At 49.0% G+C, this 19,514-nt stretch carries 16 protein-coding genes; 10 read left to right on the top strand and 6 right to left on the bottom strand.

All coding sequences use genetic code 11. The features are described 5' to 3' along the window. Positions 1-25 precede the first annotated feature (25 nt). The 3 genes from mepA (at position 26) to cydB (ending at position 3,526) form a co-directional block, all read left to right on the top strand. Positions 26-889, top strand: coding sequence for a penicillin-insensitive murein endopeptidase (mepA, locus tag MTO69_RS10460; protein ID WP_248329010.1), 864 nt, complete (start codon positions 26-28; stop codon positions 887-889). A 310-nt stretch (positions 890-1,199) separates the two neighbouring features. Continuing rightward, positions 1,200-2,531 (top strand): cytochrome ubiquinol oxidase subunit I, encoded by a 1,332-nt coding sequence (locus MTO69_RS10455; protein ID WP_248329008.1) that lies wholly within the window; start codon positions 1,200-1,202, stop codon positions 2,529-2,531. A 2-nt stretch (positions 2,532-2,533) separates the two neighbouring features. Continuing rightward, entirely contained in the window at positions 2,534-3,526 is a 993-nt protein-coding gene (gene cydB, locus MTO69_RS10450) for a cytochrome d ubiquinol oxidase subunit II (RefSeq protein WP_248329006.1), read from the top strand. A gap of 60 nt (positions 3,527-3,586) precedes the next feature. On the opposite strand, the gene MTO69_RS10445 is transcribed toward cydB, so the two are convergent. The 3 genes from MTO69_RS10445 to rdgC all read right to left on the bottom strand — a co-directional run bounded on the left by MTO69_RS10445 (position 3,587) and on the right by rdgC (position 6,320). Then, on the bottom strand, positions 3,587-3,841 hold the full coding sequence (locus MTO69_RS10445) for a YfhL family 4Fe-4S dicluster ferredoxin (protein WP_248329004.1): 255 nt from the start codon (positions 3,839-3,841) through the stop codon (positions 3,587-3,589). A 2-nt stretch (positions 3,842-3,843) separates the two neighbouring features. After that, complete coding sequence (gene yegQ / locus MTO69_RS10440) at positions 3,844-5,241, bottom strand: tRNA 5-hydroxyuridine modification protein YegQ (protein WP_248329002.1); 1,398 nt, start codon at positions 5,239-5,241, stop codon at positions 3,844-3,846. A 164-nt stretch (positions 5,242-5,405) separates the two neighbouring features. Continuing rightward, positions 5,406-6,320 carry a recombination-associated protein RdgC gene (gene rdgC / locus MTO69_RS10435; RefSeq protein ID WP_248329000.1) on the bottom strand — a complete coding sequence of 305 codons (915 nt, stop codon included), beginning with the start codon at positions 6,318-6,320 and terminating at the stop codon, positions 5,406-5,408. 372 nt (positions 6,321-6,692) lie between these two features. Here rdgC and phoB point away from each other — a divergent pair, with 372 nt between their 5' ends. From phoB to MTO69_RS10420, 3 genes are read left to right on the top strand one after another with little or no spacing between them, the layout of a single operon-like run. Then, positions 6,693-7,382: a phosphate regulon transcriptional regulator PhoB gene (gene phoB / locus MTO69_RS10430; RefSeq protein ID WP_004413075.1), complete on the top strand. Its 690-nt coding sequence runs from the start codon at positions 6,693-6,695 to the stop codon at positions 7,380-7,382. Positions 7,383-7,410: 28 nt separating this feature from the next. Further along, complete coding sequence (gene phoR / locus MTO69_RS10425) at positions 7,411-8,709, top strand: phosphate regulon sensor histidine kinase PhoR (protein WP_248328999.1); 1,299 nt, start codon at positions 7,411-7,413, stop codon at positions 8,707-8,709. A 23-nt stretch (positions 8,710-8,732) separates the two neighbouring features. Continuing rightward, complete coding sequence (locus MTO69_RS10420) at positions 8,733-9,659, top strand: PstS family phosphate ABC transporter substrate-binding protein (RefSeq protein ID WP_248334458.1); 927 nt, start codon at positions 8,733-8,735, stop codon at positions 9,657-9,659. Here MTO69_RS10420 and ppx read toward each other — a convergent pair. Continuing rightward, the gene (gene ppx / locus MTO69_RS10415) at positions 9,649-11,166 is read right to left on the bottom strand and encodes an exopolyphosphatase (RefSeq protein ID WP_248328997.1); all 1,518 of its coding nucleotides are present in this window, start codon (positions 11,164-11,166) and stop codon (positions 9,649-9,651) included. The genes MTO69_RS10420 and ppx overlap by 11 nt on opposite strands. Before the next feature lie 9 nt (positions 11,167-11,175). Next, complete coding sequence (ppk1, locus tag MTO69_RS10410) at positions 11,176-13,293, bottom strand: polyphosphate kinase 1 (RefSeq protein WP_248328995.1); 2,118 nt, start codon at positions 13,291-13,293, stop codon at positions 11,176-11,178. A gap of 195 nt (positions 13,294-13,488) precedes the next feature. On the opposite strand from ppk1, the gene MTO69_RS10405 reads away from it, so the two are divergent. The 4 genes from MTO69_RS10405 (at position 13,489) to phoU (ending at position 18,959) form a co-directional block, all read left to right on the top strand. Continuing rightward, entirely contained in the window at positions 13,489-15,672 is a 2,184-nt protein-coding gene (locus MTO69_RS10405; RefSeq protein WP_248328993.1) for an ABC transporter permease subunit, read from the top strand. Positions 15,673-15,699: 27 nt separating this feature from the next. Next, entirely contained in the window at positions 15,700-17,346 is a 1,647-nt protein-coding gene (pstA, locus tag MTO69_RS10400) for a phosphate ABC transporter permease PstA (RefSeq protein ID WP_248328991.1), read from the top strand. 2 nt (positions 17,347-17,348) lie between these two features. Further along, on the top strand, positions 17,349-18,167 hold the full coding sequence (gene pstB / locus MTO69_RS10395; protein ID WP_248328989.1) for a phosphate ABC transporter ATP-binding protein PstB: 819 nt from the start codon (positions 17,349-17,351) through the stop codon (positions 18,165-18,167). Between the two features lie 93 nt (positions 18,168-18,260). Further along, positions 18,261-18,959 (top strand): phosphate signaling complex protein PhoU, encoded by a 699-nt coding sequence (phoU, locus tag MTO69_RS10390; protein ID WP_045953991.1) that lies wholly within the window; start codon positions 18,261-18,263, stop codon positions 18,957-18,959. Here phoU and MTO69_RS10385 read toward each other — a convergent pair. After that, complete coding sequence (locus MTO69_RS10385) at positions 18,956-19,480, bottom strand: hypothetical protein (RefSeq protein ID WP_248328987.1); 525 nt, start codon at positions 19,478-19,480, stop codon at positions 18,956-18,958. The genes phoU and MTO69_RS10385 overlap by 4 nt on opposite strands. Between the last annotated feature and the right edge of the window lie 34 nt (positions 19,481-19,514).

The raw sequence follows: 19,514 nt of genomic DNA, 5'->3' as shown, positions 1-19,514 counted from the left end.
TGGAAGGAGTCACTAAGGAGGCACTATGGCCCTAGGGGTTCGGTTGAGATATCTGTTATCCGTTGTTCTCTTGTTGGTGACTTCTGCCACCCATGCTACGCCGTGGGAGCAAGTAAAACATCCCTCTCCTGATTTTCCTCAAGCGATTGGCAGTTATGCGAATGGGTGTTTAACCGGGGCAGAGGCACTGCCGCTGGACGGCGATGGTTATCAAGTGCTGCGTGCCGAGCGCGCCCGTTACTACGGCCATCCTAACGCCATCAGTTATGTTCAGTCGCTGGCTAAGCTGGCGCACTATCAACTCAATATCGGTTTGTTGATTGGCGATATCTCTTTACCGCAAGGCGGGCGCTTTTCATCTGGACACTCTAGCCATCAGACTGGACTGGATATTGATATCTGGTTGCGCTTAGCGGAACAGCCCTTATCTGAGCAACAGTTGGCCAAACCACAGCCATTAAGTGTGGTCGATTTAAAAGGCTACCAACTGGTTAAACATCGGTGGGATTCGCGCCACTTTGAGTTGATTAAGTTTGCCGCCGCCGATGAGCAAGTCGCGCGAATATTTGTTCACCCAGTGATCAAGCAACAGCTGTGTGACAGCGAGCAAAGTAGCGATCGAGCGTGGTTGCGTAAAGTTCGCCCTTGGTGGGGACACCACTACCACATGCATGTGCGCTTGAAATGCCCAGAGAATAGTTCATCTTGTCGGCCACAAGCACAGCCACCTGTCGGTGATGGATGTGGAGCAGAGCTGGCTAGTTGGAAGCCACAACCTAAACCCAGTAAGCCTAAACCAGCCACAACGCCGACCAAGAAGCCGATAAAAATCATGCCTGAGCAGTGCTTAGACCTGCTACAGCTTACTCAACACACGCCAACTTCATAGCTAAAATTGTTAACTTATTGTAATTTTGTTTCAGTATAAGCGATAGGTTATTGAAGTTATTTCGAAATGGGTGCTTTTCTCAGCTTTTTCACTCATATTGTCTTGCATTTATAACTTTTAGATACATTTCTCAGGACTTTTGTTCCTCTTTGTTACTGATTAGTGGTGTAAAAATTGATATAAATCAATTTTTATTGTCAGCGCTTTGCGTGATATCTAGCTGGAGTAATCCAAATTACGTTGTTTTACGTAATTAAATTACATCCAATCGCGCGCTCTAAAGAGCCCAAAGAGTGTTTGAGGACGTAGCATGTTAGACACCCTTATCCTGTCGCGGATCCAGTTCGCGGCCAATATCAGTTTTCATATCTTATTCCCGACTATCACCATCGCCCTGGCGTGGATGCTGGTTTTCTTCAAATGGCGCTATAACCGTTCACAGGCACCGGTGTGGCTAGACGTGTACTATTTTTGGGTCAAGGTGTTTGCACTCACCTTCGCACTTGGCGTGGTCTCTGGTATCACCATGAGTTTTCAGTTCGGGACCAACTGGCCTGGCTTTATGGAGCGAGTCGGCAATGTGGCGGGGCCACTGCTTGGTTATGAGGTGATGACGGCTTTCTTTATGGAAGCAACGTTTCTTGGTGTGATGCTGTTTGGTCGAGGACGTGTCCCGGACTGGTTCCATACGCTAGCGACAGTATTGGTGGCCGTGGGAACCACCATGTCTGCTTTCTGGATTTTAGTACTCAATAGTTGGATGCATACACCAAGTGGCTACGAGGTTATTGACGGTATTGTGCATGTCACCAGTTGGAAAGAGGTGATTTTGAACCCATCACTGCCTTACCGATTTGCACATACTCTGCTGGCTTCTGCACTCACCGCGAGTTTCTTGATTGCGGGTGTCAGCGCCTATCAAGCGATTAAGCAGCCGAGTCATCGTGCAGCCAAACTCGGTCTTAAGGTGGCGCTGTTCGCTGCGGCGGGTTTTATCCCACTGCAGATTTTAGTCGGTGACTTGCACGGTTTGAATACGCTTGAGCATCAGCCAGAGAAGATTGCGGCGATGGAGGGCGTTTGGGAGACAGAGCAGGGCGCACCGCTATTGCTTTTTGCTTGGCCGAACGAAGAGACGCGCAGTAACGACTTTGCAGTGGGGATCCCCAACTTAGCGAGTTTGATTTTAACTCACGATCTGCAGGGCGAAATCGTCGGCCTCAATCAGTTTGCCCCTGATCATCCTCCGGTAAAGCCGCTATTTTTTGGTTTCCGCGTCATGGTCGGTGTGGGCGTATTGATGCTTGTAGTCAGTTGGTATGGCGCTTGGCGTCTTGCGCGTAACAAAGGGTTACCTAAGCCTTATCTATATACGGTGGTCGCGATGACGTTCTCCGGCTGGCTAGCCACACTCGCAGGTTGGTATGTGACAGAGATAGGTCGTCAGCCTTGGCTGGTCAGTGGAGTATTGCGCACCGCTGATGCAGTGACCCCAGTCGCTCCATCTAATGTGATGATTTCATTGATCATGTATTTGGTTGTCTACGCGGTGTTGCTGGTGGCGTACATTCATACCTTGTTCTATTTGGCGCGCAAAGATGTCGTTGCTCACCAAGCACCTGTTCAAACTCAAGAGGCATAACCATGTTTGACTATCTACCAGAAATCTATTTGTTACTGCTGGGGTTTTCCGTATTTATGTATGCGGTACTTGATGGTTATGATCTCGGCGTTGGTATGTTGCTGCCAAGCAACAACGAGCAGCAACGGGATCGTATGATTGCCTCCATCGGCCCGTTTTGGGATGCAAACGAAACTTGGTTGGTATTGGCGGTCGGTATCTTGTTGATCGCCTTTCCTACGGCGCACAGCTTGATTCTGACGGAACTCTATTTGCCCACCGCAATAATGTTGATTGCACTCATTATGCGTGGTGTGGCGTTCGACTTTCGCGCTAAAGCAGTGTCGGATCATAAAGATCGCTGGGATATCTGTTTCAAAGTGGGATCGTTTTTGGCGTCGCTCACTCAAGGTTATATGGTTGGGCGTTACATCATGGGTTTTGAACACAGCAGCGAGGCGTATGGCTTTGCGCTGTTGAGTGCTTTGTGTGTCGCTGCGGCGTACGTTTACATCGGGGGCGCATGGTTGGTGCTCAAAACCGAAGGGGAGTTGCAAATCCGCGCGGCGCGTTGGTCACGTCGAGCCGGGTGGCTTGCAGCGCTTGGCATCTTGGTGGTGAGTGTGGTCAACCCATGGGTCAATGAGCAAGTTGCTCAGCGCTGGTTTAGCTTCCCAGAAATGTTGCTACTAGCCCCTATCCCGCTGATTGTTTTCGCGACTATTTACTTGGTCGATCGCTATTTACGTCAGGTTCCTATGGTCAATGATCTCGGCGTTCACTGGCCTTTCTTTGGCGTAAGCTTAATCTTTGCTTTGAGCTTTCTCGGTTTGGCCTACAGCTTTTTCCCTCAAGTGGTGCCAGGGGTGATGACAGCGCAGCAGGCCGCCTCTTCACCAGCAACCTTAACCATTGTTGGCTACGGGGTGGTGATCGTCATGCCTATGATCTTACTCTACACCTTTGCGGTGTATCGTATATTCAAGGGCAAAGCGACCGAGTTAAGCTATAAATAGAAAACAAATAGCAAAAAAAAACGCCGCTCTCAGAGCGGCGTTTGATTGACAGCTTCAGACCTAAGCCAGACCTTGAATCAGCACGAATTTTTCGAGCAACTCTTCTTCGGTCTCAACGTGGTTCGGATCGGTAATAATACACTTAGTGATCGGGCAAACCGACTGACAGGTTGGCTTTTCGTAGTGGCCTTTACATTCAGTGCAGAGATCTGGGTCAATCTCGAAAATTGACTCGCCCATAGAGATAGCCCCATTTGGGCACTCAGGGTCACACATATCACAGTTAATGCACTTGTCAGTAATCAGCAATGCCATGATTATTTACCTGTCGGGTTACGGGTATCCTGACCAGCATTGAGGTTACGCATCAACAGACCGTATTCCAAGTCCATGTCGTGTGGCACAGGAATGAAAACAAAGTGGCCGTTGCCTTTTGCATCGTCAATTGGCTGAGACTTGCGGTTTTCCATCGCTTCCAAGGTAAATACGACGTTACCTTTTGGTGTCATCAGCTCTAGGCTATCGCCGACGATGAACTTGTTCTTCACTTCTACTTCAGCCAGATCACCACGACGTTTACCAGTAAACTCACCAACGAACTGCTGAGCATCGGAGACGGAGTAGCCGTAATCGTAGTTTTGGTAAGCATCGTGAGTGTGACGACGCAAGAAACCTTCGGTATAACCACGGTGAGCTAGGCTCTCAAGAGTACCCATTAGGCTCTCATCAAACGGTTTTCCTGCCACGGCATCATCAATGGCTTTGCGGTACACCTGAGCGGTACGTGCACAGTAGTAGAATGACTTAGTACGACCTTCGATTTTCAAAGAGTGTACACCCATCTTAGTCAAGCGCTCGACGTGTTGAACTGCGCGCAAATCTTTCGAGTTCATGATGTAGGTGCCGTGCTCATCTTCGTAAGCAGCCATCTTCTCTTCTGGGCGGTGAGCTTCAGAAAGCAGTACCACTTCATCGGTCGGTTTGCCTCGGCCGATAGTCGTCTCAGGACGCTCATCTTGCACTTCAACAGGCTGCGCTTCCGCAGGATCAAACTTTTCGACAATATCGCCAGCTTCGTTCTCTTTACCTTGTTCAACCTTGTATTCCCAACGACAAGCGTTGGTACAGGTGCCTTGGTTCGGGTCACGTTTGTTGATGTAACCAGACAGCAGGCAACGACCAGAGTAAGCCATACACAGAGCACCGTGTACGAATACCTCAAGCTCTGTTTCAGGGCAGTGTTCGCGGATCTCTTCGATCTCTTCCAAAGAAAGCTCACGAGAAACAATTACACGTTCCACGCCGTTCGCAGCCCAGAACTTCACTGTAGCCCAGTTGACCGCGTTTGCCTGTACAGACAGGTGAATTGGCATCTCAGGGAAGGCTTCACGAACCATCATAATCAAACCAGGGTCAGACATGATTAGCGCGTCAGGGCCCATCTCTACCACTGGCTTAAGGTCGCGGATAAAGGTTTTTAGCTTAGAGTTATGAGGTTGGATGTTGCAAACCACGTAAAGCTTTTTGCCTAGGGCGTGGGCTTCATCGATACCAATTTTTAGGTTTTCGTGGTTGAACTCGTTGTTACGTACGCGAAGGCTGTAACGCGGCTGGCCTGCGTATACCGCATCTGCCCCATAGGCAAAAGCGTAACGCATGTTTTTCAGGCTACCTGCCGGTGACAGTAGCTCAGGGACGAATGCTTTCTCAGTCATGTGTAATTCTCTTAAATCTGATCTCAAGTCAGGCCGATTCCACCTTATGGAATCGGGGGCGCAAATTTTACGCCAAAATGTGACTTGTGACTAGGGAAAAGTCCATGACTAAGATGAGGGAATTGATAAGCGGGTGCCCGAATGGTCGAGCACCCAAGTAAAGGTTAGGCGTTAGGGTGGGGTAAGCCACCTAAGCTCTCGTACAGGTTGGGTAAGAAAGCGCTCACTTCACCACACATCAGCGAGAAGTCGGCGTCAAAACGCGCGGCTTGGTCTTCACGAGGAATGTCATCGTTCTGATCTTTGAGTTCATCAGAAAACTTCAGGCGCTTGATGCTGCCATCTTCTCCCAGAATAAACTCGATACGCTCTTGCCACCATAATGCTAACTTAGTGACGACTTTATCGGCATCGATATGGCTACGAATCTCATCAGCGGTCAATTCTTGTTTCTTACAGCGGATCACGCCGCCTTCTTCCAGCACAGACTTGAGTTCAGCTTCATCGAGCATCTCAATCCCTGCTGGGGTCTGGCCGGTTTTGACCCATTCAGTCAGTGTGGTTTCAATCGCTTTTTCTGGAATCGCAGGCACAACAGGTAGACTACCCATAGTTTTACGCAGTAGGGCCAATACATCTTCTGCTTTCTTATAGCTGCTGGCGTCGACCAGGATAAAGCCCTCTTTAGGCAAAATCAGTACATAAGTATGATTGCTACGGCTGAAAGCACGTGGGAGAAGATCCATCACGATATCTTCTTTGAGTGTGTCTTTTTCTTTCTTTTTCAGTGGGCGGCCTTCTTGCGCTTCTAGAGCGTCCACTTTTGCGTTCAATGACTCTTTGATCACTGACGCAGGTAACATCTTCTCTTCTTTTTTAGCGCAGATCAGAATACGGTTCTCTGACACATGGGTCATCATATCGCCATGTTTGCCCATCGCCGTGACCCAGCCAAATTTTTGCTTATCTTGGCTACCACAAGGAGTGAAACGAAACTCTTGTAGCTGCTTTTCTAGTTGGTCTGCATTGAATTCAATATCACGGTTAAAACGATAAACCAGACAGTTTTTAAACCACATACTCTTTCTCTATACCTAAAGTTTGGGGGCTCATGATAAAGACTTTTTCGCGGCTTGTCTTACTGCAAACACGCAATAATGGGATGAAAGTTATATGAAAATTTGTTTTCAAAGGTCACAAAAGTGTCATAATTGCTAGTGATAATGCTTAGCGTTGCACAAGGGCAGGTGGCCCTAAATAACTCATACCAAACGGGATGAATAGGTGTTCAGAAAATTGCGCAGGAAAAATCGCTGAGAGCAAGGCATAGATTGCAGCTAGCTAGTTGATCTACCTACAAAATCTATAACGACGATATCAGCGATTTTAACCAGCAAGAATGACCAGATATTTATACTGTTTGGTATCAACTCACACAAGGTTATTTGATTATGTCTAGAAGGATTCTAGTTGTTGAAGACGAAGCGCCAATCCGTGAAATGTTATGCTTTGTTTTAGAACAGAAAGGTTATCAAGCGGTTGAAGCAGAAGACTACGACAGCGCGGTAACAAAACTGGCTGAACCCTTCCCTGATCTAGTATTACTAGATTGGATGTTGCCTGGCGGCAGCGGTATTAATTTTATCAAACATATGAAGCGTGAAGAGCTTACCCGAAATATTCCAGTGGTGATGCTGACTGCGCGTGGTGAAGAAGAAGATAAAGTCCGTGGACTTGAAGTGGGCGCGGATGACTACATCACTAAACCTTTCTCACCAAAAGAGTTGGTGGCACGCCTTAAAGCGGTGATTCGCCGCGTAACGCCAACGGCACTGGAAGATGTGATTGATGTGCAAGGGCTGAAGCTAGACCCTGTATCGCATCGAGTGACGGCCAATGATGAACCATTGGATATGGGCCCAACCGAATTTAAGATGCTGCACTTCTTTATGACCCACCAAGAGCGCGTGTACAGCCGTGAACAACTGCTCAACAACGTTTGGGGCACCAATGTTTATGTGGAAGACCGAACGGTGGATGTACACATTCGTCGCCTGCGCAAAGCGCTTGAAGCGGCGGGGCACGATAAGCTGATTCAAACGGTGCGCGGTGCAGGCTACCGTTTTTCAACCAAAGCCTAGTTGGGTAACGACACAAGCGGAGAGGTAAGTGGTAGAACGGTTAACTTGGAAAAAGCTAGCCTGGGAGCTGGCTTTTTTTTACACCCCTTGGGTGATTGTTGGTTGGATTTTCGGTCATATGCCGTGGTTGCTGTTAGCGGCCACGGTTTTGCAGCTTGTATGGCATCTGCACAATCAAATGCGTCTCTCCGCTTGGTTGTGGGATGAAAAACGCTTAACCCCACCTTCTGGCAGTGGTAACTGGGAGTCGCTGTTTAACGGCATCTATCGTTTGCAACAGCGCCAGCGTAAAAAACGCAAAGAGCTGACTAACTTAATTCGTCGCTTCCGCAACGGTGCCGAATCGCTCCCGGATGCGGTGGTGGTGTTTCGCGCCGAAGGGAATATTGTCTGGTGCAACAAGCTCGCCCAGCACCTACTTGGTTTCAAATGGCCTGATGACTCCGGCCAGCCAATCTCAAACTTGATTCGCACCCCTGATTTTATCAAATACCTAAGTAAGAAAAACTTTTCAGAGCCGCTGGAGATGCGCTCACCGCTCAACGTTGAGCGAATGCTCGAACTGCGGATCGTTCCCTACACTGAAGGCGAGCATCTGATGGTGGTTCGTGATGTAAGCCAGCTCAAGCAGCTAGAAGGGATGCGTCGTAACTTCTTCGCCAATGTCTCTCACGAATTGCGCACGCCGATGACGGTATTGCAAGGCTACCTTGAAATGACTGAAGACCCGGATATGGTTGTCGGCCCGATGTGGACCAAAGCCCACGGCGTGATGACTGAGCAGCTTAACCGGATGAACAGCTTGGTGAATCAGTTGTTGACCTTGTCCAAGATTGAAGCGGCACCGATGCATGAACTGGATGAAGTTGTCAATGTCCCGGCCATGCTTGAAGTGCTGGAAAAAGAAGCCGTCAGCTTAAGTGGCGAGGCTGAGCACAAGCTGCGTTTTGAAGTGGATAAAGAGCTGCGCGTATTGGGCGATGATGATCAGTTACGCAGTGCGATTTCCAACTTGGTGTACAACGCAGTTAAGTATACGCCTGCTGGAGCGGATATCCGTGTCCGCTGGTATCACACCTCTCAAGGTGCCCACCTTGAAGTCGAAGATAGTGGTGATGGTATAGAGCCGCAGCATTTACATCGTTTAACCGAGCGTTTTTATCGGGTTGATAAGGCCCGCTCGCGGGATACCGGCGGCAGTGGATTAGGGCTGGCTATCGTTAAACATGCTCTGTCTCACCATGACTCGCATCTTGAAATTCACAGTGAAGTCGGCGTTGGTAGTAAGTTTTCGTTTGTGCTGCCATCTAGGCTGGTGGTGAAATGATGAGAGTCGTGCTTGCGGTTGTGATGTGGCTGACTGCGTGTTCTGCCTTGGCCCAGCAGCAACTTGAGCCCTATCAAAAAGTGCCAGGCATTACCGGTACTATCACCAGCATAGGCTCTGATACCTTAGCCGGCATGACGACATTATGGGTTGAGGAGTTCAAACGCCTTTACCCAAGCGTCAATGGCCAAGTCCAAGCCTCAGGCTCCTCAACGGCGCCACCGGCATTAACAGAGCGTACCGCGCAATTTGGCCCAATGAGCCGGCCGATGCGCAATCGCGAAATTGAAGCTTTTGAAAACGAGCATGGGTATAAGCCTACCGCGTTAAGAGTGGCGATCGACGCGATCGGTATTTTTGTTCATCGAGACAATCCGATTCAAGGGCTCAATTTTACCCAGCTCGATAGCATTTTCTCAGCCACATTACGTTGTGGCTCCACTGAGCAGATAAAAACGTGGTCAGACTTAGGGTTGGACTATCAATGGGCGAGGCGCGGTATTCAGATGTTCGGTCGCAACTCGGTGTCGGGGACTTACGGCTATTTTAAAAAACACGCTTTATGTGGCGGCGACTTCAAAAACAGTGTCAATGAGCAGCCGGGGTCGGCTTCGGTGGTGCAGTCTGTTGGCTCTGCCATCAATACCATTGGTTATTCGGGGGTCGGTTACCAAGTCTCTGATGTGAAATTGTTGCCCATTGCTAAGCAAGGCAACAATTACATCGAGGCAAGTCAGCGCAATATCTTAACAGGTGAGTACCCACTATCACGCTATCTCTATGTTTACGTGAACAAGCATCCGCTTAAACCGCTGAGGCCTATTGAGCGAGAGTTCATTCGTTTTATCTTTTCTGCTCAAGGGCAAGCGTTGGTGGCTAAAGACGGTTACGTGGCCATCTCGCCACAGATTGCGCAACGTGAACTGGCTAAAGTCGGTATTACGGATTAGGCAGCGGCTCGAGATCTAACTGCCAGCCTGCATTTTGCCAGTAGGCTTGTTCGGTGAGAAAATCGGCGTGCAGTAACTTGTTGTCATCCAGCCATTGGGGATCATTACTGCTCAATGTCCAATTGTCACCGTCAATGGTTAAGCTTGGAGTGTCGATGGGCTCTTCGTTACGCTGTCCGTTGAGAATAATCGCGATACGCAAAACCCGTATCAAGTTAATCACATCGTCCTTGTCATAGAGACTAAACTCTTCCATTTCATTGAGTTTGAGCGCTTTGCGCTGGAAACGCACCAGCATGGCGAGAACTTGCTGTTGCTCGCGGTTAAAGCCTGGCATGTAAGTATGGCGAAGAATGTAGGTAGAGTGGCGATGAAACGCTTGTAGACTGATACTCAGCCCCACTTCATGTAGCAGCGCGCTCCACTCAAGCAGATCAACCAATTGTGAGCTTTTTTTGATCCCAACCTCTTTGTGGATCTGCTGAAACAGTTCACGCGCATGGCCTTTAATTTTGGCGGCGTGGTCTAAATCAACCAAGTGCTTCGATGCAAGGTTTTCTGTGGTACGCATACGGATATCTGAACGTTTGAAGCTGTCTTCCATCTCAAACAGTAACCCTTCGCGCAGCGCCCCTTCAGAAAAGTGCAGCTCAGTGATGTTTAAGCTCGCCATGATGGCGTGTAGAATCGCGACTCCTGCAGCAAAGACGGGTTTGCGCTCAGGTGTCAGACCGGCCAGCTCGATGTCGTCGATGGTGCTCCATTCACACAGTTTAGCGACTAACTTATCCAGTCGTTTTGTCGTGACCAATCCATCTTCATAGCCAAGGCCAATCAATACCTCGCGGATAGCTTTAATGGTACCGGACGAACCAAAAGCGATATCCCAGCCCTTTTTTTTGTAACGATGAGCGATAGACTCCAACCTTTGCTCTGCGGCAAGCGTCGCTTTGGCAAAGTTCTTCTTCGACAATTTACCGTTGGCAAAATGCTCTTGGGTGTAACTGACACAGCCCATCTGTTTGCTGTTGATAAGCTCAGGCTCAAAGCCACGACCGATGATGATTTCGGTGCTGCCACCGCCAATATCAATCACTAACTTTGAGTCAGACTCTGGCTGGGTGTGCGCAACCCCGAGATAGATGAGTCGTGCCTCTTCGACACCCGGAATGATTTCAATCGGAAACGGCAGCACATCGCGTGCGCGCTGCAAAAAGATATGTGAGTTGTTGGCCTGACGCAGGGTGTGGGTAGCGGCAATTCGCACATTTTGCTCGTCAAAACCTTGCAGGCGCTCGGCAAACATGGCTAAGCACTCTAATCCACGCTCAATGGAGGCATTGTCGAGATTTTTTTGTCCATCCAAACCGGCAGCAAGTCGCACCCGCTGTTTGTGGCGACTGACCAGTTGTAAATCTTGATCGACCACGCGTGCCACCACCATGTGGAAGCTGTTAGACCCTAGGTCGATGGCGGCGACATCACGTATTTCCGCAGTTTGGTTCATAGCGCTAACCTAATTTAATGACTGATCTGGCTGCTCGCTGGTCAGTGGTTGTTTACGTTTTTGATTCTTGGTTTGTTTTTCCACATTTTTAAGATAGTCGTAAATCGCGATTTGTGAGCGAACTTTCTTGCGATTGCCGCGCGGGACGTAACTGTTGCTCATCTCTTTATCGATCCATCTGGCTTTTACTGTATCGGTAAAGTGGATGTTAATGATATCAATAATGCGCTGTTTAAGGCGTGGATCACGAACCGGAGCAGCCACTTCGATGCGGTAATCGAGATTGCGCGTCATCCAGTCGGCCGAGGAAATGTACACCGCAGGATCGCCGTCATTATGGGCAATAATCACTCGAGGGTGCTCTAAAAATCGGTCAACAATACTGATGATTTTGATGTTGTCACTGACCCCTTCGATGCCTGGTACCAAGGAGCACATGCCACGAATAATCATTTTGATCTCAACCCCAGAAGCGCTGGCCCCATAGAGTTTGTTGACCAAGCCTTTATCAACCAAGTTATTGATTTTGACAGTTAGCGCCGCTTTTTTGCCTAGTTTTGCGTTGGCAATTTCGTTGTCGATCAGTCGGTACAGCTGCTTACGAGAGTTACGCGGCGAGACAATCAAATGATTGAAGCGCACCGGACGGTAGGGGTTCTCGATGTAGCCGAACACATTGCGCACTTCACGGGTCAGCTCGGGATCGGCGGTGAGTAGCGAGAAATCGGTATAAATTCGTGCGGTTTTTTCATGAAAGTTACCTGTACCGATATGGGCGTAGTCGACAATCTCCTCGTTCTCACGGCGGCTTATTAGCAGCAACTTAGAGTGAATTTTCAAACCGGGAGCGCCAAACACCACTTCAACGCCAGCCTCGGTTAGCACCCGAGACCACTCGATATTGGCCTCTTCGTCAAAGCGTGCTTGCAGCTCAACCACAACGGTGACGCTTTTGCCATTGTGCACCGCGTCAATCAGAGAGTTCATCAAACGCGAATCTTTGGCGACACGATAGATATTGATTTTGATCCCGATAACTTTTGGGTCAAATGAGGCTTGGCGGACCAGCTCACTAATGTGCTCGAAGGTATGGTAAGGATAATACAGCAGGATATCTTGGGCGCGGATGGCATCAAATTTGTTGGCAAATCCGTCAAAATCTGCACATTGCATCGGGGGCAGCGGTTTGTTTTCTAGGTAGTCCCGGCCCATATTGGGAAAAGCGATAAAGTCTTTGAAGTTGTGATAGCGACCGCCAGGAATCAAGCTGTCATAGTTAGAAATTTGTAATTTATCGCACAGAAAACTCAGCATTTCTTGTGGCATATCTCTTTGATACACAAAGCGCACTGGCATGGCGGTCAAACGTTGGCTCAAGCCTTCTGACATTTGCTCAAGTAGACTGTGGTCCACTTCATGACTTAAGTCATACTCGGCGTCGCGTGTCATTTTCATCGCGTAGCCGTTGAGTTCGTCATAGTCAAAAAAGCCACTGAACAATTCGTCTAAACAGTAACGAATGATGTTATCGAGCAAGATGATGGTTTTACGTCTTTTGCCTTTTTGCTCGGGAACGGTGACGAATCGAGGCAAGTGGTCGGTTGGGATCTCAATCAGGGCATACTGGTTTTGCTGTTGATGTTTGAGTTCGACCGCGATATAGGCGTATTCATCTTTAAGGAACTCGAGCACGTCGATATCGTCACGCATCAGCAGTGGGGTGATGTGCGGCAGGACTTCACGGCGAAAATATTTGATCACCCATTTTTGCTGGGCTTCGCTCAACTGGGTTTCGTTGACTAAAAATATGCGTCGCCGCGCCATTTCACGGATCAGTTCGGCGTACAACTCGTCAAAACGTTCGTTGAGTTTTAGCGCCTTGGTCTGCATTTTGGTCAACAAGTGCTTAGAGTTGTCGTTGCCGCCACGCTCTTGATTGATAAGAATGCGTCGTTTGACATCGGCAAACCTGACTTTGTAAAACTCATCTAAGTTGTTGGAAAATATGCCAAGGAATCGAATCCTTTCAATTAACGGCACCTGTTTATCCGCGGCTTCTTGCAACACGCGTTCATTGAATGACAGCCAACTAAGTTCTTTTTCGATATACAGTTTTTCTGTACTCATCGCATACTCCAATCCTTTGTTTGAAGAGATCGAGCTCACTGTGTAACCCTGTGGGCTAGCAACTTAAGGTCTTTGTATGACACTTTTATTGCATTTTTTTATTGCATTGTTTTCAGTTGTTTATTGCGATCTGTAATATAATTGTCACCTAATAGAAATATTATACCCTCGGACGAAAATAGGTAAGCGAAACTGATGACCAAAGCAGAATTCTCTTTACGAGAGCGAGACAGAAAGCGACTGATCAAAGATAGATTAGTCCGTCTTGCCGTTTCTGCTGGTGGCGTTGGTGTACTGGCTGCGCTGGTACTGATCTTTGTCTACTTGGCGATCATGGTATTGCCGCTGTTTAGTGACGCCAAAATTACCCCAAATACGCATAGCCAAACGGTAACCACACCTGAGGTGATTGCTGCTGGTATCGATGACTATGGCGAGCACGTCTTTCTTATTTCCAAGCAAGGTTTTATCGATTTCTGGTCGCTGACATCAAGCGCCACTCAACCGGTTTTGAGTCAGCAGATCGGGCCTGAAAACAGCCTATTTGCGCGCACGGTTGCCGCCGATGGATGGTTCGCTTTTGCAACGCCAGCGGGGGAGGTTGACCTTGTTAAGCCGCAACTGACCACAGTATTAAAGAAGACCAGTCGCGATTTCGCTCCCGAGCTTTCCACCTCCTCAACAGCGTTTGGACTGCAACGCCCAGATAGCGAGCTAAAGCAGTTTGCTGTTGCTCAGCGCGGTGGTTTAACCCTAGCTGGTTGGTATCAAGATGGCCGGGTGATGGTGCGCTGGCAACAAGGCGGCCAAACTAAGACTCACCTGTTTGCTGAGCCGATTGAACAGCTTGATCAAATGTTGCTTACGCCCGACGGCGAGACCCTCTACTTAAGAATAGGATCTCAGTTGGTGATAGCCAAAAAGCAGGCGCAAGATTTTGCCGTGCGAGAAGTGGTCGATCTCAGTCAAGGGCGAGAGCAGCATCAGGTTGAGCACCTAGATCTACTGTCGGGCGCTTATTCGTTACTGGTGACTCATCAAGATGGCTTGGTCTCACAATGGTTTGATGTACTTAGCCAAGGTGAGCGTTCACTCACTCAAGTTCGCCAGTTCAAGTTAGCGTCTCAGTTGCAGTTTTTATTACCAGAGACTTACCGCAAGGGCTTTTACAGCTTTTATATCAACGGTACGGTGCAGAGTCACTACACCACCAGTGAAAAGCTGGTGATGTTTGAGCGTGCTTATCAGCAGGCTCCATCGATTGCCGCGATGTCGAACAATGAGTATTACTTAGTTGCACTGCATGGCCAGCAGTTGAGTGTGGCTGTGATCGATAACCCGTTTCCAGAGGTGTCACTCTCTTCTTTGTGGCAAAAAGTATGGTACGAGAGCTACCCCGAACCTCAATATGTGTGGCAAACAACCTCGGCGAGTGATGAATTTGAAGCTAAGTTCAGCTTAGTACCAATCGCATTTGGTACCTTGAAAGCGGCGATGTTTGCCATGCTATTCGCGGTGCCGATTGCGGTGCTGGGGGCGATTTATACCGCGTATTTTATGACCCCGCGGATGCGTCGTGTGGTTAAGCCGTCGATTGAGTTAATGGAAGCCTTGCCGACCGTTATCATCGGTTTTTTAGCGGGCTTGTGGTTCGCGCCAATTGTTGAAAGCCATCTAGCTGCAGTGGCTGCGCTGATGCTGTTTTTGCCTCTGTCGACTATTGGCTTAGGGCTCATTTGGCACTTGCTGCCCAATCATTGGACCGGCCGATTTAATAACGGCTGGCACGCTGCGATTTTAATGCCGGGGATTGTGTTGGTGAGTGTGGCGATTTTGTCGCAAAGTGGCAATATCGAGTCATGGCTATTTGCCGGAGATGTGCGGGTCTATTTAGCTGAGTATGGAATCGACTTTGACCAACGTAACGCGCTAGTTGTTGGATTTGCCATGGGCTTTGCAGTCATCCCGACCATATTCACCATCGCAGAAGATGCGATCTTTTCCGTGCCTAAGCACCTCTCTGATGGCTCGTTAGCATTAGGGGCGACCCAGTGGCAGACGTTGATTCATGTTGTGCTACTCACAGCGAGCCCAGGTATTTTCTCAGCCATCATGATGGGGCTGGGCCGCGCGGTCGGCGAAACAATGATCGTGTTGATGGCGACCGGCAACACGCCGATCATGGATTGGAATATTTTAGAGGGAATGCGCACCCTTTCAGCCACCATTGCGGTCGAGATGCCAGAGTCTGAGGTGGGAAGCTCTCATTATCGAATTCTGTTTTTGGCGGCGCTGCTGCTGCTGATGTTTACGTTCGCCGTCAACTCAGTGGCCGAATGGGTTCGTCAACGTCTGCGTGAAAAATACCGCTCGCTGTAATGAGGTGATAAGTAGGAATGGTTCAACGTGTTTAAGTGGTTAAAATCAGGCTCTCCATGGATATGGCTAACAGGTGGTGCGGTCAGTGTCAGCCTATTGTCTGTGCTTGGATTACTGCTGCTTATTGGTTGGAAAGGGCTCTCTTACTTTTGGCCTGCGCCTCTGTATCAATGGCAAACCGATCAAGGCCAAACCTTGGTTGGACAAATTTATGCTCAAGAGTCGATTCCCATCAGCCATTTACGGGAAATGGATATTGACCTTCCTGCCAAGGTGATAGAGCGTGGCTTGGTTGAACGTGTCAGGATCAAAGTGGCGAATCGTGATCTCTACTCCGCCGACTTTGTCTCTTTATTGGAAGTGAACTTACTGCCACCTACTCAGCCTGAACACTGGGCGGTGATTGAACGCAGTCGTGATGGTGATTTCTTTGGCCAGCCGGTCGGGTACCGCCTCGCGAATGGTCAGTTCAACAAAGACTTTGCTCCTTTACTCGAGCAAGGCCTCGCTTTGACAGAGCGAGTCAACCAGCAAATAGACGAGCTGATCGAAGGCGATATTCGCACCATTACCGCGCAAGCGAGGCGCCTTGAACAAGAGAAGCGCAAACGTAGCCTCAACGGCCGCTTAGATGAGGCGTTTAACCAGTTGTACCTCAGCCAAAGTGAGCAGTATCGTCAAGCCTTGATTGAAGCTGAAGCGAGCTTAGATGCGCTGCGAGCACAACTGACCGAGCAAGGCTTAGTCGTGGAAGATATGACCGGCCAGCAGGTGATGATTCCGCTGAGTCAGATTCTGGATTTGTGGTACCCCAACCAAATGAGTTTTGGCGAAAAACTGTTGCGTTGGAGTGTACAAGCGTGGAAGTTTTTGTCTGAGGATCCGCGCGAGTCTAACTCCGAGGGCGGGGTATTTCCTGCGATGTTTGGTACCGTCTTGTTGGTGCTGATCATGTCGGTCATCGTGATGCCATTGGGCGTCGTGGCGGCGGTTTACTTGCATGAATACGCAGGAAACAACGCCTTTACTCGGATGATTCGCGTCGCAGTGATCAACTTGGCAGGGGTGCCGTCCATCGTTTACGGCGTGTTCGGTTTAGGCTTTTTCGTTTACACTCTGGGCGGCTCTATCGATGCGCTGTTTTATCAGGATCAGTTGCCCGCGCCCACATTTGGAACGCCTGGTCTACTTTGGTCTGCGTTAACCCTCGCGGTATTGACCTTACCCGTGGTTATTGTTGCGACAGAAGAGGGCTTAACGCGCATTCCGAGCTCAGTACGTCATGGTTCATTGGCTTTAGGGGCGACTCAGTTTGAGACCATGTGGCGAATCGTATTGCCCATGGCCAGCCCGGCGATGATTACCGGCTTAATTTTAGCGATCGCACGTGCGGCAGGAGAGGTCGCGCCATTAATGCTGGTGGGGGCGGTCAAGCTCGCCTCCAGCTTACCCATTGACAGTCAGTTTCCCTTCTTGCATCTTGAACGTAAGTTCATGCACTTAGGTTTTCATATCTATGATGTAGGCTTTCAAACCACCAATATCGAGGCCGCTAGGCCACTGGTCTATGCGACGTCCTTTCTGTTGGTGACAGTAATTGTGGGACTGAATTTAACCGCGATCAGTATTCGCAATAATCTACGCGAAAAATACCGAACACTAGGACAAGATTAAGCATGTTTTCTGTCAATCAAACACTCGGCTATCAAACGCCTTTAGACGTCAACAACCTCAGCGATGAGCAAACCGCGATCGCCATTGAGGGGCTTAACCTGTTCTATCAAAACAGCCAAGCACTGAATGACATTTCGATGCGCATCCCAAAAGGGCAGGTCACCGCATTTATCGGTCCATCTGGCTGTGGTAAATCGACTCTGCTGCGCTGTATCAATCGCATGAACGACTTGGTGGAAGGCTGTCGGGTCAAGGGCAAGGTGAAACTACATGGTAAGAACGTCTATCACCCTAAGGTCGATGTAGCCACGTTGCGCCGCCGAGTCGGGATGGTGTTTCAGCGGCCGAATCCTTTCCCCAAATCGATTTATGAAAACGTGGTTTATGGGTTACGTTTGCAAGGGGTCAACAACAGTCGCGCCCTAGATGATGCCGTTGAGCGTTCGCTGCGCGCTTCGGCGTTGTGGGATGAAGTCAAAGACCGATTGCATGAGAACGCCTTCGGACTGTCGGGGGGCCAGCAGCAGCGACTTGTGATTGCTCGAGCCATTGCGATTGAGCCCGAAGTCTTGTTGCTCGATGAGCCAACCTCGGCGCTTGACCCTATTTCTACCTTAACCATTGAAGAGTTGATCAACGACCTCAAAACCAAATATACGGTGGTGATCGTTACCCACAACATGCAGCAAGCCGCGCGAGTGAGTGACCATACTGCCTTTATTCATATGGGGAAGTTGATCGAGTACTCAGATACCGATTCTATTTTTACATCACCATTGAAAAAACAGACGGAAGACTATATCACAGGTAGATACGGCTAAACGCTAAGTCGCCAAGCATCGACTGCCCACACAGGGTGTCACTATTGCGCTAACCTTTAATTATCCTAGCTAACAAAGAGAGCCACTTCCTCTATGAATTTTGGACGCCATATCTCAGGTCAGTTTAATGTCGAACTCGAATCGATTCGTACTCACGTATTGACCATGGGAGGTTTGGTGGAGCAGCAGCTATCCTTTGCGATGCAAGCGCTACACAAAGAGGACATCGAACTGGCGCGCAAAGTGGTACGTGATGACCATAAAGTGAACGCGATGGAAGTGTCTATCGATGAAGCGTGTACGCGAATCATTGCTAAACGTCAGCCGACAGCAAAGGATTTGCGCCTAATTATGGCTATTATCAAAACCATTACCGACCTTGAGCGTATTGGTGATGTGGCGACCAAAATTGCTTATGTGGCGATTGAAAGTCCGTCATCGAAAGAGCGCCAGTTCCAAGTTTCACTCGAGCCCTTATGTCGCCAAGCGATCAGTATGCTGCACCAAGTGCTCGACGCCTTCGCACGTATGGATGTCGATGCGGCCGCTGAAGTGTACAAGCTGGATGACAAAATTGATGCGGAATATGAAGCTGTTATCCGTCAGTTGATGACCTATATGATGGAAGACCCGAAGAATATTCCCAATATTCTTCAGGTGATGTGGTCGGCGCGCGCCATTGAGCGAGTTGGCGACCGCTGCCAAAATATCTGCGAGTACATCATCTACTTTGTGAAAGGCAAAGATGTGCGCCACTTAGGAGAGCAAAGCATCGACGATGCGCTGCGCTAAAAGTGTAACACCACTCCGGTGTTAAATGTGGTTGACCAGTGGGTGCCAAACAGGGTGTTTTTCTGATTGATATAGTTGACATCCATCCCTGCTCTAAAACCGACATTGTCGTTTACAAACATCACCCAGGCTGCCGACACACTGCCGCCAGTCCCCTCTGCATAACGTTTTTTGTCCGTTAGAATATAATCTCGCACACCTTGATACTCGACCAATCCTGCTTCCAGCTGAAGTGCCATCTTGTTCGAACGATTAACCAGTAAGTGCTGCGTACCGATGCGATAAGTTTTGAGGCGGTCTTTGTCGATATAGTGCTCAGCTGATAGATGGGAGTAACTGATATAAAGCGCATCTAGACCCCAAATGTCGTTCACTCCAAGTTGTAATCCAGCCCCTGATACCCCTGCTTGCCAGTAGGGGCCAAGCTTGATATCTGGTGAGATGTGAAGTCCAGAGGCAAGGGCTGTTAATGGGCTGAATGCACAGCAAAGTAGTAATGAGGAGCGGGTAAAAGTCATCATATTGGTCTCAAGTTATCGGTTGGTTGCCGTTCAT

It is taken from the genome of Vibrio sinaloensis, from assembly GCF_023195835.1.
In the GTDB taxonomy this organism is placed as follows: Bacteria; Pseudomonadota; Gammaproteobacteria; order Enterobacterales; family Vibrionaceae; genus Vibrio; species Vibrio sinaloensis_C.
This window is presented reverse-complemented; position numbering and strand designations above follow the sequence as displayed.

Bases quoted from the DNA above. Each gene is read 5' to 3' on its own strand.
- mepA (WP_248329010.1), top strand. From the start codon at position 26: ATGGCCCTAGGGGTTCGGTTGAGATATCTGTTATCCGTTGTTCTCTTG.
- MTO69_RS10455 (WP_248329008.1), top strand. From the start codon at position 1,200: ATGTTAGACACCCTTATCCTGTCGCGGATCCAGTTCGCGGCCAATATC.
- cydB (WP_248329006.1), top strand. From the start codon at position 2,534: ATGTTTGACTATCTACCAGAAATCTATTTGTTACTGCTGGGGTTTTCC.
- MTO69_RS10445 (WP_248329004.1), bottom strand. From the start codon at position 3,841: ATGGCATTGCTGATTACTGACAAGTGCATTAACTGTGATATGTGTGAC.
- yegQ (WP_248329002.1), bottom strand. From the start codon at position 5,241: ATGACTGAGAAAGCATTCGTCCCTGAGCTACTGTCACCGGCAGGTAGC.
- rdgC (WP_248329000.1), bottom strand. From the start codon at position 6,320: ATGTGGTTTAAAAACTGTCTGGTTTATCGTTTTAACCGTGATATTGAA.
- phoB (WP_004413075.1), top strand. From the start codon at position 6,693: ATGTCTAGAAGGATTCTAGTTGTTGAAGACGAAGCGCCAATCCGTGAA.
- MTO69_RS10420 (WP_248334458.1), top strand. From the start codon at position 8,733: ATGTGGCTGACTGCGTGTTCTGCCTTGGCCCAGCAGCAACTTGAGCCC.
- ppx (WP_248328997.1), bottom strand. From the start codon at position 11,166: ATGAACCAAACTGCGGAAATACGTGATGTCGCCGCCATCGACCTAGGG.
- ppk1 (WP_248328995.1), bottom strand. From the start codon at position 13,293: ATGAGTACAGAAAAACTGTATATCGAAAAAGAACTTAGTTGGCTGTCA.
- MTO69_RS10405 (WP_248328993.1), top strand. From the start codon at position 13,489: ATGACCAAAGCAGAATTCTCTTTACGAGAGCGAGACAGAAAGCGACTG.
- pstB (WP_248328989.1), top strand. From the start codon at position 17,349: ATGTTTTCTGTCAATCAAACACTCGGCTATCAAACGCCTTTAGACGTC.
- phoU (WP_045953991.1), top strand. From the start codon at position 18,261: ATGAATTTTGGACGCCATATCTCAGGTCAGTTTAATGTCGAACTCGAA.
- MTO69_RS10385 (WP_248328987.1), bottom strand. From the start codon at position 19,480: ATGATGACTTTTACCCGCTCCTCATTACTACTTTGCTGTGCATTCAGC.